This window comes from Rathayibacter sp. AY1A3 (assembly GCF_002930975.1).
Lineage (GTDB): Bacteria > Actinomycetota > Actinomycetes > Actinomycetales > Microbacteriaceae > Rathayibacter.
The window spans coordinates 42,527-55,807 of record NZ_PSTO01000002.1; the positions used below are offsets into that span (position 1 = coordinate 42,527).

Below are 13,281 nucleotides of genomic sequence, written 5' to 3' on the forward strand. Positions count from 1 at the left end.
CGTGGTCGCCGCGGACTCGATCAGCACGGGTCGTCCCGGGGTGCCGCCTGCGGGGCCCGGCGGCGCCGGACGCTCGCCCTCAGGCGTGCAGGGCGGCGTTCAGCTCGATGCCGGCGCCGGTGCGGGGGAGGACCTCGACGGCCCCGGTGAGGGAGTTGCGGCGGAAGAGCAGGTTCGGCACGCCCGAGAGCTGCACGGCCTTCACGGTCTGCGGGGCGCCGTCGGCGCGCGGCGCTCCGCCGACCACGACGACCTTGGTGCCGGCGGTCACGTAGAGGCCGGCCTCGACGACGGTGTCGTCGCCGAGGGAGATGCCGATGCCCGAGTTCGCACCCAGCAGCGCCCGCGCGCCGATCGAGACGCGCTGCACTCCTCCGCCCGAGAGGGTGCCCATGATGGACGCGCCGCCGCCGATGTCCGAGCCGTCGCCGACCACGACGCCCTGCGAGATGCGCCCCTCGACCATCGAGCTGCCGAGGGTCCCGGCGTTGAAGTTGACGAAGCCCTCGTGCATCACCGTCGTGCCGGGTGCCAGATGCGCCCCGAGGCGGACGCGCGAGGTGTCCGCGATGCGCACCTTCGCGGGGGTGACGTAGTCGGTCAGCCGCGGGAACTTGTCGATCCCGGTGGCCTGGATGCCGTGGCGCCGGAGCGAGGGGCGCAGGCGGGTGAACGACTCCGGCGAGACCGGACCGGCGTTCGTCCACACCACGTTCGGCAGGTGCGCGAAGACGCCGTCGAGGTTCACCTCGTTCGGGCGGACCAGGAGGTGCGAGAGCAGGTGCAGCCGCAGGTAGGCGTCGGACGTGGAGGCGGGCGGCGCCTGCACGTCGATCTGCAGCGTGACCACGTCGATGCGGACCTCGCGGCGCGGATCCTCGCCGGCCTGCTCCTCGAACTCCGCCGGCACGATCCAGGGGTCGCGGCCGGCCGGGATGGTGCCGAGGCGCGGCTCCGGGAACCAGGTGTCGAGGACGGTGCCGTCGGCGGCCACGGTGGCGAGCCCGTATCCCCAGGCGGAGGCGGGCGCGGAGGAGTCTGCGGAGTGCTCGAGGGTCATGCCGATCAGGGTAGCGCGGAGCGTCCGGCCGCTACCCTGGGGCGCATGGCCGATCCGACCACCGCCCCTCCGCTCGATCTGCGCACCGATCCGGTCGCCCTGACGCGGATCCTCTGCGACATCCCGTCCGTCTCGGGCGACGAGCTCGAGATCGCGGACGCGGTGCAGTGGGCGCTCGAGCAGTACGACCACCTCGAGGTCATCCGCGACGGCCACACCGTCGTGGCGCGGACGAACCTCGGCCTCGCCCAGCGCGTCGTGATCGCCGGGCACCTCGACACGGTGCCGGTCAACGGCAACCTGCCCGTCGTCGCCGAGACGATCGACGGCGTCGAGCACCTGGTCGGCCGCGGGACCGTCGACATGAAGGCCGGAGTGGCGGTGCAGCTCGTCCTCGCCGCCGAGCTCTCCGATCCGGCCGTCGACATCACCTGGATGTGGTACGACAACGAGGAGGTCGCAGCGGACCTCAACGGCCTCGGCCGTCTCTCCCGGCACCGCCCCGACCTCTTCTCCGCCGACTTCGCCGTGCTCGGCGAGCCGACGAGCGGAGCAGTGGAGGGCGGCTGCAACGGGACGCTCCGGGTCGACGTGGTCACCCGCGGCGTCCGCGCCCACTCCGCCCGCAGCTGGGTCGGCGAGAACGCGATCCACGCGGCCGCGCCGATCCTCGACCGCCTCGCCGCCTACGTGCCGCGCGAGGTCGAGGTCGAGGGCCTCGTGTACCGCGAGGGCGTCAACGCCGTGCGCGTCACCGGCGGGGTCGCGGGCAACGTGATCCCGGACCTCTGCACGGTGCAGGTCAACTACCGCTTCGCCCCCGACCGGTCCGGGGAGGAGGCGCTCGCCCACCTCGAGGAGCTCTTCGAGGAGTTCGAGGTGACGGTGGACGATCTGGCCGAGGGCGCCCGCCCGGGGCTGGACGCACCTCTGGCCCAGGCCTTCCTCGCGGCCGTCGGAGCCGAGGCGAAGCCCAAGTACGGCTGGACCGACGTCGCGCGGTTCTCCGCCATGGGCATCCCGGCTGTCAACTACGGACCGGGCGACCCGCTCCGGGCCCATGCCGACGACGAGCGCGTGGCGGTGCACGAGATCACCGAGTGCACCGAGGGCCTCCGCCGCTGGCTGACCGCGTCCTCGTGAGCGCGACCGCCACGGCCGTCCCCGTCCGGCTCCGCCTGCGCCTGGTCCCGTGGTGGGCGCGCGTCCTCCTGGTGTTCATCGCGACCCGCGTGGTCACGACCGTGATCCTGCTGCAGTTCGCTGCGCACCAGCTCGCGAACCCGTGGACCGGCCCCTCCCCGTCCTACTCGGCCTTCGCGTCGATGTGGGACGGCCGCTGGTACGAGATCATCGCGGCCACCGGGTACCCCGGCTTCCTGCCGATCACGCAGGACGGCCACGTGGGGGAGAACGCCTGGGCCTTCATGCCGCTCTACCCGGGGGTCGTGAAGGCGCTGATGGCGGTCACCGGCCTCACCTGGGCTCCGGCCGCCGTGACCGTCTCCGTCCTGTGCGGAGCCGGAGCCTGCCTCGTCCTGTACCGCCTCTTCCGGCACTCCCTCGGCGAGTCGCAGTCGCTGACGGCGGTGCTGCTGTTCTGCGTGGCGCCGACCTCGCCGCTGATGCAGCTCGCCTACGCGGAGTCGATGGCGATGCTGCTGACCGCGGTCACGCTCCTCCTCCTGGTGCGGCGGCGCTGGCTCGCGGTCGTGCCCGTCGTGCTGCTGCTGGGCCTGACGCGGCCGAGCGGGCTCGCCTTCGCCGCCGCGCTCGGCCTGTACGTCGTCTACCGGTTCGTCCGGCGCCGCACGGAGCCGTTCCCTCGGTCGGAGTGGCTGCCGGCTGTGGGCCTGACGGCGTGGGGGCTCGTGGTCGGCTTCCTCTGGCCCGCCGTGGCGTGGGCCGTCACCGGGTCGATGACCGCGTACACCGACACCGAGCTGGCGTGGCGTGCGGTCTACATCGGCTACCAGGAGCTGCTCCCGCTGACCCCGTGGTTCCAGGGCGGCGCCTGGTGGGGCTCGTGGTGGTTCGGTGCTCCGGCCGTCGGCGTCGTGCTGGTGGTGCTCCTGCTGGCGGCGTTCGTCGGGATCCTCGCCGCACCGTGGACACGGCGGCTCGATCTCTTCAGCCGGGCCTGGGTCGCCGGGTACGGCGTCTACCTGCTGGCGTTCTTCTTCCCGCAGTCGAGCACCTTCCGGCTGCTGGGCCCGATGTTCCCGCTCGTCGGAGCGCTGGCGGTGCCGCGCTCGCCGGTCTTCCGCATCGCGCTGGTCCTGCTCGGGATCGGCGGCCAGATCGTCTGGATCTCGATCTGCTGGGCCGTCGCCGGATCGGACTGGACTCCGCCGTGATCGTGGTGCGCGCCCGCCCGGCGCGGTGCTCCTCCGGGGACTCCCGACTCCCGCACGGGTATGCTCGTCGGAATGTCTCCCCTCACGCCAGCCGGTGAGCCGCGACACGCGTCGCCCCTCCTCCGGCCGACCCGCCGGCGAGCCGCGGCGACACCCGCCCGCTCCCCGCTGACGACCGCCTCCTCGACGGACCGCGGGCCGCTCGCGTGAGCGCCACCGCGATCGCGCCGGAGACGGAGGACGCCTCTCCGTCCCGCTCCCGCTGGGGTCTGCTCCGGAGGATCCCGTGGTGGATCCAGGTGCTCCTGGTCTTCGCCGTGTCCCGGGTCGTCACGACCGTGATCATGCTCCGTGTCGGCGCCGTGCGTCAGGGCGTCGAGTGGACGGGACTCCGCGACACCTACGTCCGGTTCGCGACGACGTGGGACGGCGGCTGGTACGAGCGGATCGGGATGACGGGGTACCCGTCGGTCCTGCCGCTCTCGCCGTCCGGAGCCGTGGAGCAGAACCCCTGGGCGTTCATGCCCGTCTACCCGTTCACCGTCCGCGGCCTGATGAACATCACCGGGCTCGACTGGGCGAACGCGGCGGTGCTCGTCGCCCTGGTCTGCAGTGCAGCGGCGTGCCTGGTGATCTACCGGCTGTTCCGCGTCTCGCTCAGCGAGGGCCAGGCGCTGATGGGGATCGTCTTCTTCTGCGTCGCTCCGACGTCCCCGATCCTGCAGATCGGCTACGCGGAGTCCGGCGGCATCCTCCTGACGGCCGTGCTGCTCCTCCTGCTGGTGCGCCGCAAGTGGATCTGGACGTTCCCCGTCGTGCTGGTCGTGGGGCTCCTGCGCCCGAGCGGCCTCGCGATCGCGGCGATGACGGGCCTCTACTTCCTCTACCGCGTCTGGCGCCACGTGCGCGGCACCGAGCCGTTCGCCCGCCGGGAGTTCGCCTTCACGGTCTCGCTCACGGTCTGGTCCCTCGCGGTGGGCTTCGCCTGGCTGCTCATCGCCTGGGCCGTGACCGGCTCCTTCACCGCCTACACCGACACCGAGCTCGCCTGGCGCAGCGTCTTCATCGGCGAGGGCGAGCTCATCCCCTTCACCTCCTGGTTCGCCGGAGGGGGCTGGTGGGGAGGCCTCTGGTTCGGCTCGCCGATCACGGGCATGGGCATCACCGTCGTGGTGGTGCTCGGATTCCTGGCGATCCTGTTCTCGCGGGCCACGCGCAGCCTCGACGTCTTCTCGCGGCTCTGGGTCGGCGGCTACGCGATCTACCTCTTCGCGTTCTTCTACCCGCAGTCGAGCACGTTCCGCATCCTGATGCCGATGTTCCCGCTGGCCGGGGCGCTCGCGGTGCCGCGGTCGACTCTCCTGAGGGTGTTCGTGGTGGCCGCATCGATCGTCGGGCAGATCGTCTGGGTGCTGCTGTGCTGGGTGTTCACCCCGGGCGACTGGTCCCCGCCGTGATCGGCTGACGCCCGACTTCCGGGCGCGGTTCGGAACACCCCCGCGGATGCACGATAATAGGGGGATACGTCACGAAAGGGGAACTCTATGGCGGCCATGAAGCCGAGGACCGGAGACGGACCGATGGAGGCTGTTAAGGAGGGCCGACTCATCGTCGTGCGCGTTCCGCTCGAAGGAGGCGGACGCCTCGTCGTCTCGGTCAACGATGCAGAGGCGAAAGAGCTGCACGACGCGCTCGCGTCGGTGGTGTCTCCCGCCTGATCCGCACCGTCGTGAACGCCCGTCGCACACCGTGCGGCGGGCGTTCCGTCTGTCCCCGGTCGACCGCGCTCGTCAGGCGCGGCGCTTGTTGGCCTGCAGCAGGCCGTCGCCGATCGGCGAGAGCACGCTGACCACGGCGGGGGAGGCGCAGACCTCGGCCACCAGCGTGCGGAACGCCGTCGCGATCTCGTCGCGCTGCGCGGGGTTGGCCACGCGTCCGCGCCAGAGCGCGTGGGGGACGAGGACCGTCCCGCCCGGACGGACGAGCCGCAGCGCGTGCTCGACGTTCTCGATGACCTGCAGCGGATCGCCGTCGACGAAGACGATGTCGTAGGAGTTCTCGTTCATCCGGGGCAGCACCTCGAGGGCGCGGCCCGGGATGAGCCGCAGCCGGTTGGGCGAGATGCCCGCCTCGTGGAACTGGGTACGCGCGTGCTGCTGGTGCACCGCCTCGGAGTCGATCGAGGTGAGCATCGCCTCGGGGGCGCCGTCGAGCAGCCACAGGCCGCTCACTCCGGTGCCGGTGCCGATCTCGATGATGGAGGTCGCGCGCGCCGCGGCGGCGACCAGCGCGGCCTGCGCGCCGATCGAGGGGGAGACGGCGTCGATGCCCAGCTCGACCGAGAGCCGGCGGGCCGAGGCGATGGCCTCCGACTCGACGACCGCGTCCTCGGCGTACTTCCAGTTGGCATCCTTGTCGGACACGGGGGCGCTCCTCTGATCGGTGCACCGGGCGGATCGCGCCCGGGCATCGTCAGGGTACGGTGGCGCGCGGGCTCCGCGAGGGAGGCGCGGCGGGTTAGTGTTGTCCTCGTGTTCGGTCTGACGTTCGACAAGCTCCTCATCATCGGGGTCATCGCCGTCTTCGTGCTGGGTCCCGACCGCCTCCCGCACTACGCCGCCCAGCTCGGGCAGCTCGTGCGCAAGGTGCGCGGATTCGCCACGCAGGCCCGGGAGCGCGTCAAGGACGAGATGGGCGACGAGTTCAACGACGTCGACTGGAAGAAGCTCGACCCGCGCCAGTACGATCCCCGCCGCATCATTCGCGACGCCCTGCTCGAGGACGACCCGGTCCCCACCGTGAAGCCGCCCACCGCTGTCGCCGCTCCGGTCGTGCCGGGCGGCACCGGCTCCGCGCAGGACAGCTACTACACGACGATGCAGCGCTCCGTCTCGTCCGGCACGCTCTCGAGCGTCGCGCCGCCGCCGATCGACTCCGAGGCCACCTGAGCCCTGCTCCGCGAGGAGCGCCGGGCGGGCGTCCCGACCGACGCCGTCCGCACCAAGCCGCGCGGAGGCGTCAGCCGACGGCGAGCGGAAGCCGACGGCCGATCAGTCCCCGCGGCCGCGCGGCGAGCGTCGCCGCCAGGGCGTCGATCGCCCGGGCAGCAGGATCCTCCGGATCGCCGACGACGACGGGCACGCCCTCATCGCCCCCCGCCCGCAGCGCGACGGAGATCGGCAGCGACGCGAGCAGCGGCACCTCGTCGCCCGCCGCGGTGAGCCGACGCGCGACCTCGGCGCCGCCTCCGCTGCCGAAGAGCTCCAGCACCGAGCCGTCGGGCTGGGGGAGTCCGGACATGTTCTCGACCACTCCGACGATGCGCTGACCCGACTGGCGGGCGAGCGCGCCGCTGCGCTCGGCCACGTCGGCGGCCGCCGGCTGCGGCGTGGTGACGATGAGGACCTCCGCATGGGGGAGCAGCTGCCCGATGGAGATCGCCACATCCCCCGTGCCGGGAGGCAGGTCGAGCAGGAGCACGTCGAGGTCGCCGAAGTACACGTCGGTGAGGAACTGGGAGATCGTGCGGTGCAGCATGGGCCCGCGCCAGGAGACGGCCGCCCCCCGGGTGTCGCCCTCGAGGAACATCCCGATCGAGATGACCTTCACGCCGTGCGCCACCGGCGGCAGCATCAGCTCGCCGACGCGGGTGGGTCCCGCGACGCGCCCGTCGTGCATCAGGCCGAGCAGGCCGGGGATGGAGAAGCCGTGCACGTCGGCGTCCACGAGGCCGACCGCGAGACCCCGCTGAGCGAGGGCGACCGCGAGGTTGGCGGTGACGGTCGACTTGCCGACGCCGCCCTTGCCGCTGGTGACCGCGTACACGCGGGTGAGCGAGTCCGGGCCGAAGGGCATGCTCCGGCGGCCGCCCTGGAGGCGTTCGGTGAGGGCGGTGCGCTGCGCCGGCGTCATGACTCCGACCACGACGTCGACCGCCGTGACTCCGGGAGCCGAGGCCGCGGCCTCGCGTACGTCGCGCTCGATCGCGGAGGCGGCCGGGCAGCCGACGATGGTCAGCCGGATCGCGACGCGGACCGCTCCGTCGACGGCCGCCTCGACCGACTCGAGCATGTCGAGCTCGGTGATGGGCTTCCGGATCTCCGGATCGACGACCCGGGCCAGCGCCGTCCTGACGGCGGTCTCGATGGCGGCGACGTCAGGCATCGCGCCGCTCGGGCTCCTGCGCCCGATCCTTCTCGAGCTCCTCGAGCAGGCCGCGCAGCTCCGAGCGGATGAAGTCCTTGCTCGCCATGTCGCGGATCGCCAGGCGCAGGGCCACGACCTCGCGCGCGAGGTACTCGGTGTCCGCGAGGTTGCGCTCGGCCCGCTGCCGGTCCTGCTCGATCTGCACGCGGTCGCGGTCGTCCTGTCGGTTCTGCGCGAGCAGCAGGAGCGGCGCGGCGTAGGAGGCCTGCAGCGAGAGGATCAGCGTCAGCACCGTGAAGCCGAGGGCCTGAGAGTCGAAGCGAGCGTCCGCGGGCCCGTAGGTGTTGAACATCAGCCAGAAGACGCAGAAGATCGTCATCCCGACCAGGAACCACGGCGTGCCCATGCCGCGGGCGAACGACTCGGTCAGGCGGCCGAAGCGGTCGCTGCTCGGGCGGTTCCGCCGCGAGAGGACGCGGGTGCGCAAGCCCTTGGGAGCGTCCAGGCGCCGGTCCTGCTTGGTGTCCCTAGCCACGCGCGCCCCTCCGTCCCCGTCGTGTCCTGCCTGTCGCCGCGGGTGCCGGCGGCACGAGCGGGACGCCCTGCGTCGCCGTCGTCACCGGCTTCCTCGGTTCGTCGTCGTCGCCGTGGCTGCGCCAGTCGTCGGGGAGGAGGTAGTCGAGGACGTCGTCGATGGTCACGACGCCGACGAGGCGGTGGGACGCGTCGACGACGGGCACCGAGACGAGGTTGTAGCTGGCCAGGATCCGGGCGACCTCGGCCGCCGAGGTCTCGGGCGTGATCGGGTCCATGCTCTGGTCGAGCAGGGTGCCGAGGCGCTCGTGCGGCGGGTAGCGGAGCATCCGCTGGAAGTGCACCATGCCGAGGAAGCGGCCGGTCGGCGGCTCGTAGGGCGGCAGTGTGACGCAGACGGCGGCGCCGAGGGCCGGGGCGAGCTCGTGGCGGCGGATGAGGGCGAGACCCTCGGCGACGGTCGCCTCGGAGGAGACGATGATCGGCTCCGTGGTCATCAGACCGCCGGCGGACTCCGGGGCGTAGGTGAGGAGCATGCGGACGTCGTCGGCCTCCTCCGGCTCCATCAGCTCCAGGAGCGCCTCGCCGCGCTCCTCCGAGAGCTGGGCGATCAGGTCGGCCGCGTCGTCCGGCTGCATCTGGTCGAGGACGTCGGCTGCGCGGTCGTCGTCGAGCCGGCCGAGGATCTCGACCTGCTCGCTCTCGGGCATCTCCTCGAGCACGTCCGCGAGGCGGTCGTCCGAGAGCTCGCCGGCGACCTCGAGCATCCGCTGCTGCGGCAGATCGAGGAGCGTGCTGGCGAGGTCGGCGGGCTTGAGCTCGGAGAGGCTGGCGACGTACTGCTCGGCGGACTGCGCCTCGGTCGAGACGCTCTCGCGGACCTCGCGCCAGCCGGCGAAGGCGGTCGCGCCCTTGGCGAAGGGGGAGGGGCTGGTCTTGGGCCGGCGGACGAAGAGCTGCGCGAGCTCCCACTCGCCGGGAGCGGCCTCCTCGATCGCGACGTCCTCGACGACCGCGTCACCGGAGCCGTCCACGAAGGTCACCCGGCGGCCGAGGAGCTCGGCGATGACGCGGACCTCGCCGCCCCGCTGCTCGAAGCGGCGCACGTTGATGAGCCCGGTGGTGATGATCTGGCCGCTGCCGATGCTGGTGACCCGGCCGATCGACACGAAGACGCGACGGCGCCCGGGGATCTCGACCACCAGGCCGACCACCCGCGGGGCGTCGTTCTGCCGGTAGACCAGGAGCACGTCGCGGACCTTGCCGACGCGATCGCCGGCCGGGTCGAAGACACTGCATCCGGCCAAGCGCGCGACGAAGACTCTGGCGGAACTCACGGCTACAAACCTAGTCCCGTGCAGCCGGGCGGACGCCGAGCGTTCCCGGCTCGCCCTCGGCCGGTTCTCCGAATCCGTTCAGAGACCTTCAAGTGGCCTGTGCGATTCTGTCCGGGTGACTCAGCAGACGCCGTTCAGCGGCCGAGGGCCGGCCTTCCCCACGATCCCGCGCGGGGAGATCCTCGCCACGTTCGACACGTACCAGGAGGCGCAGGCCGCCGTCGACGTGCTCGCCCGCGCCGACTTCCCGGTGCGCCAGCTCGCCATCATCGGCAACGAGCTCAAGAGCGTCGAGCGGGTGACCGGCAAGCTGACCTGGGGCCGCGTCGCCCTCGCCGGAGCGGCCTCCGGCGCCTGGCTCGGCGTCTTCCTGGGCCTCCTGCTCATCATCTTCTCGCCGACGACGGAGCTCTCCTTCCTCATCGCGGCGGTCCTCCTCGGCGCCGGCTTCGGGATGCTCTTCGGGCTCGCCTCCTACGCCGTGAACCGCCGCCGTCGCGACTTCACCTCGACCATGCAGGTGATCGCGACCAGCTACTCCGTGCTCGTGGACCCCGAGGTGGTCAACCGCGCGCGCAACCTGCTCGACGTCGGCACCTCCCCGGCGGAGGCGCCGCAAACGACCTGGGCTCCGCCGCCCGCCGCGGTCGGCGACCCGCAGCCGCAGCCCGTCCGCCCCGAGGACGACCCGCGCTGACGATCCTCCACGAAGGCCCCCGGTCCGCCGGGGGCCTTCGTCGTTCCCGGGGCGGGGCGGCTCAGGCGGAGCCGACGGGCGGGAGGACGATGTCGACCGCGAGACCCCGGGGGGAGCGGTTGACCAGGGCGACCGTCCCGCCGGCCGAGAGCACGGTGGTGTGCACCAGGGCCAGTCCGAGACCGCTGCCGCCGGAGGCGAGGGTCCGGGAGTCGTCCGGGCGGGAGAAGCGGTCGAAGGCGACCGGGATGAAGGCGTCGGGCATCCCCGGTCCGTCGTCCGAGACGCTGAGCATCAGGCGCCCGTCCGACTGCGAGAGGGAGGCGACGATCATGCCGCCGCCGTTCATCGCCTGGATCGCGTTCCTCACGAGGTTGTCGATCACCCGGCCGAAGTCCTGGGACGCGACCGCGTAGAGCCGCGCCGGTTCGCGCTCGTCGATCTCGTAGTCGATCTCCACCCCCGACTCCGAGGCGAGCAGGCGGGTGCGGTCGACGGCGCCCACCAGCTCGTCGACGAGCTCGGCGAAGGGAGCGGTCGGGCGGACAGTGCGGCTCTCGATGCGCGAGATGTCGAGCAGGGCGGACGCGAGGCGCACCAGCCGGTCGACGCTCTTCTGCGCGTCGAGGATGACCCGGTCGACCGCGACCGGGTCGTCGACGCGGTGGTGGGCGATCTCGAGCTGCGCGGAGAGCGCGGCGAGGGGAGTGCGGAGCTCGTGGCTCGCATCCGACACCATCTGCTTCTCCCGGGCCAGCGACGCGGTCTGCTTGGTCAGGAACGCGTTCAGCGTCACCGCGAGCTCGTCGATCTCGTCGCGCGTGCCGACGACCGGGAGCTGGTCGCCCTGCCCGGGCTCGGCGGCGATCTGATCCGCGCGCGCCCGCATCCGCCGCACCGGGGCGAGGGCCGCGCCCGTCAGGATCCACGAGGCGAGCCCGAACGTGACGACGAGGAAGATCGCGGCGTAGACGAGCACGTGGGCGAAGTCGTCGAGGACGAGCTGCGACGCGGCCTGGTCGCGCGCGGACGCGACCTGCCAGACGCCGCGATCGCTCTCGATGGCCGTGAAGCGGACCAGGTAGCTGCCGTTCGCCGTCGTCACGTCGGCGTACCGGGGCGAGGTGTCGGCGGGCTCCTCCGCCAGAGCGCTGAGCACCTCGCCGCTCAGGCGCGAGGGCATGGTCGAGGTGCTGACGCTCCCGTCGGGAGCGAGGGCGAGGAACAGCTGGCCCGTCGACGAGCCCTGCGTGCGCGGGACGTTGCCCGCCGAGATGTCGCGGCGCACCTCGTCCTCGATCGACATCAGGATCGTCCGCTCGCTGCGGTCGACGATGCCGGTGACCACCTGGTAGAAGAGCAGCGCCGCGAGCGCGAAGAGGGCGGTCGCCACAGCGACCGTTCCCACGGTGATCCTCGCGCGGATCGAGAGCGCGCCGACCCTGCGGCGTGCCGTGCTCATCCGCGACACGGGCTACTCGACCGGGCGGAGGAAGTAGCCCTTGCCGCGGACGGTCACGATGCTGACGCCCGTGTCCTCGGTCGGGAGCTTCTTGCGCAGGTAGCTGACGTACTGGTCGACGATGTTGTTGTCGACGATCTCGCCGCCGCCCCAGATCTCGGAGAGGATCCGCTGGCGGGTCACGACGGAGCCGACGGGAGTGATGAGGAGCTTGAGGAGCTCGAGCTCCTTCGGGCTGACGTGGATGCGCGAGCCGTCGGCGGTGCGCCGGATGCTCGATCCGTCCACGGTGATGCGTCCGACGTCGATCGAGGTGGACATCAGCGACGGGCTGCGGCGCAGGAGGGCCCGGAGGCGCGCGTTGAGCTCGGTGAACGCGAACGGCTTGGTCAGGTAGTCGTCCGCTCCGGCGTCGAGCCCGAAGACGCGGTCCTCGATCGCGTCCCGCGCGGTCAGCAGCATGATCGGCGTGGGCCGGCCGAGCTCGCGGATCCGGCGGCAGATCTCGAAGCCCGACATCGCCGGGAGCATGACGTCCACGATGGCGGCCGAGAACTCGGCATTGCTGAACGCGACGAGCGCGTCGATGCCGTTCGTGGTCAGCACGGCCTCGTAGCCGGCGTCTTCGAGGCCGCCGACGAGGGCCTCACCCATGGCTGGATCGTCTTCGACGACAAGGATCTTCACGCGCTCACCCTACGGCCCGGCTCCCAGGAGGACGCACTGGGCGGGCCGTGTGTCGATCGGATGCGGGATCGACCCATCCGATCGGCGCTGGGCGACGAATGAGGAGCAACAGACCGCTCGGGGGCGTGGCGGGAGAGGCGCGATCAGTGGCGCAATTCTACTCTTCTCCCCCCGTCGGCCCGATGATACTGTTCGCGAAGTTCACCTCTACCGTCACCCGAAGGCGGCACAAACATGCTCAATATTCTTTCCATCTGGGCGCGTCTCGCGCTGTCGGTCCTCCTGTGGATCGTCCTTCTCCCCGTCATGCTCGTCCTGCTGCCATTCCGCACGGGCAGGAGCGCCTCGCTCCCCGCCCTGCGAACGGTGCCGGTTCCCGCATCGACGGTGGCGATCGACACCCGGAGCGCCAGCGGCGCCTACTAGGCCCACTTCCCGGTCGTTCCGGGCCCGACGCCCCGCTCCCATGAGCTCCGGCGTCGTCCGCCCACCGATCCCCGACACCCGAACAGCCGTGCCTCTCTCCGCCAGGAGGGGGCGCGGCTGTTCGTCGTTCCCCGGGTCGATCCCGACTGACCGACAGGTGTCGATTTCGGCTACTCTCGATCGCGAGCCGCGTCAAGCCCTTCGCAGAATCTCAGGGACTGGCAATACAGTGCTCGCACATGGTTCACCGATCGGAAGGAACACGGATGCTTCGCGCCACGCTCGACACCGCTGGGATCCAGCTCGATTCGACCACGGGAGCCCCCGTGCGCCCCGACACCCCGGTCTCGGTGGTCGCGTCGGCGCCTCAGAGCCTGATCTCGCGGATGCTCGGACGCCGCCGCTGCGAAGCCTGCGGAGCGGCCTCGGCCCGTCGCCGCGACGGCTTCTGCTCGGCCGACTGCGCCGGCACCTTCCACCTCTACGAGTGAGCCCGACCGGCCGAGTGCCGGTGGTGAACGTTCCGAAGGCCCGTGATCGACGATCGCGGGCCTTCGTGCTGTCCGGGGAGGGTC

Annotated in this window: 15 protein-coding genes; 8 read left to right on the forward strand and 7 right to left on the reverse strand. The window is 71.8% G+C overall.

All coding sequences use genetic code 11. The features are described from left to right. Positions 1–79: 79 nt before the first annotated feature. The gene (dapD, locus tag C5C10_RS01225) at positions 80–1,060 is read right to left on the reverse strand and encodes a 2,3,4,5-tetrahydropyridine-2,6-dicarboxylate N-succinyltransferase (protein ID WP_104232738.1); all 981 of its coding nucleotides are present in this window, start codon (positions 1,058–1,060) and stop codon (positions 80–82) included. Positions 1,061–1,105: 45 nt separating this feature from the next. Here dapD and dapE point away from each other — a divergent pair, with 45 nt between their 5' ends. The 4 genes from dapE (at position 1,106) to C5C10_RS01245 (ending at position 5,135) form a co-directional block, all read left to right on the forward strand. Continuing rightward, the gene (dapE, locus tag C5C10_RS01230; RefSeq protein WP_104328320.1) at positions 1,106–2,203 is read left to right on the forward strand and encodes a succinyl-diaminopimelate desuccinylase; all 1,098 of its coding nucleotides are present in this window, start codon (positions 1,106–1,108) and stop codon (positions 2,201–2,203) included. Further along, positions 2,200–3,417: a hypothetical protein gene (locus C5C10_RS01235; RefSeq protein WP_258060341.1), complete on the forward strand. Its 1,218-nt coding sequence runs from the start codon at positions 2,200–2,202 to the stop codon at positions 3,415–3,417. The genes dapE and C5C10_RS01235 overlap by 4 nt, the downstream gene beginning before the upstream one ends. Before the next feature lie 206 nt (positions 3,418–3,623). Next, complete coding sequence (locus C5C10_RS01240; protein ID WP_104222988.1) at positions 3,624–4,874, forward strand: hypothetical protein; 1,251 nt, start codon at positions 3,624–3,626, stop codon at positions 4,872–4,874. Positions 4,875–4,961: 87 nt separating this feature from the next. Continuing rightward, entirely contained in the window at positions 4,962–5,135 is a 174-nt protein-coding gene (locus C5C10_RS01245; RefSeq protein ID WP_068208299.1) for a DUF3117 domain-containing protein, read from the forward strand. Positions 5,136–5,207: 72 nt separating this feature from the next. Here the strand turns inward: C5C10_RS01245 and C5C10_RS01250 are convergent, their stop codons facing one another. Further along, on the reverse strand, positions 5,208–5,840 hold the full coding sequence (locus C5C10_RS01250; RefSeq protein ID WP_104328321.1) for an O-methyltransferase: 633 nt from the start codon (positions 5,838–5,840) through the stop codon (positions 5,208–5,210). Positions 5,841–5,948: 108 nt separating this feature from the next. Here C5C10_RS01250 and C5C10_RS17470 point away from each other — a divergent pair, with 108 nt between their 5' ends. Continuing rightward, positions 5,949–6,365, forward strand: a complete 417-nt coding sequence (locus tag C5C10_RS17470; protein WP_146079582.1) for a twin-arginine translocase TatA/TatE family subunit — start codon at positions 5,949–5,951, stop codon at positions 6,363–6,365. Between the two features lie 70 nt (positions 6,366–6,435). Here C5C10_RS17470 and C5C10_RS01260 read toward each other — a convergent pair whose 3' ends face one another. From C5C10_RS01260 to C5C10_RS01270, 3 genes are read right to left on the reverse strand one after another with little or no spacing between them, the layout of a single operon-like run. Further along, complete coding sequence (locus tag C5C10_RS01260) at positions 6,436–7,581, reverse strand: Mrp/NBP35 family ATP-binding protein (RefSeq protein ID WP_104328322.1); 1,146 nt, start codon at positions 7,579–7,581, stop codon at positions 6,436–6,438. After that, complete coding sequence (locus C5C10_RS01265) at positions 7,574–8,098, reverse strand: DUF1003 domain-containing protein (RefSeq protein WP_104222991.1); 525 nt, start codon at positions 8,096–8,098, stop codon at positions 7,574–7,576. Before C5C10_RS01265 ends, C5C10_RS01260 begins: the two co-directional genes overlap by 8 nt. After that, positions 8,091–9,434: a magnesium transporter MgtE N-terminal domain-containing protein gene (locus tag C5C10_RS01270; protein ID WP_104222992.1), complete on the reverse strand. Its 1,344-nt coding sequence runs from the start codon at positions 9,432–9,434 to the stop codon at positions 8,091–8,093. Before C5C10_RS01270 ends, C5C10_RS01265 begins: the two co-directional genes overlap by 8 nt. A 115-nt stretch (positions 9,435–9,549) precedes the next feature. On the opposite strand from C5C10_RS01270, the gene C5C10_RS01275 reads away from it, so the two are divergent. After that, positions 9,550–10,131, forward strand: coding sequence for a general stress protein (locus C5C10_RS01275; RefSeq protein WP_258060342.1), 582 nt, complete (start codon positions 9,550–9,552; stop codon positions 10,129–10,131). A 61-nt stretch (positions 10,132–10,192) separates the two neighbouring features. On the opposite strand, the gene C5C10_RS01280 is transcribed toward C5C10_RS01275, so the two are convergent. Next, a complete protein-coding gene (locus C5C10_RS01280) occupies positions 10,193–11,593 on the reverse strand; it encodes a cell wall metabolism sensor histidine kinase WalK (RefSeq protein ID WP_146076469.1) in 1,401 nt (466 codons plus the stop codon). A gap of 12 nt (positions 11,594–11,605) precedes the next feature. After that, complete coding sequence (locus tag C5C10_RS01285) at positions 11,606–12,280, reverse strand: response regulator transcription factor (protein WP_258059273.1); 675 nt, start codon at positions 12,278–12,280, stop codon at positions 11,606–11,608. Between the two features lie 234 nt (positions 12,281–12,514). On the opposite strand from C5C10_RS01285, the gene C5C10_RS01290 reads away from it, so the two are divergent. Continuing rightward, the gene (locus C5C10_RS01290) at positions 12,515–12,706 is read left to right on the forward strand and encodes a hypothetical protein (protein ID WP_104328323.1); all 192 of its coding nucleotides are present in this window, start codon (positions 12,515–12,517) and stop codon (positions 12,704–12,706) included. A gap of 266 nt (positions 12,707–12,972) precedes the next feature. Then, positions 12,973–13,197 (forward strand): hypothetical protein, encoded by a 225-nt coding sequence (locus C5C10_RS01295; protein ID WP_104249561.1) that lies wholly within the window; start codon positions 12,973–12,975, stop codon positions 13,195–13,197. Positions 13,198–13,281: the final 84 nt, after the last annotated feature.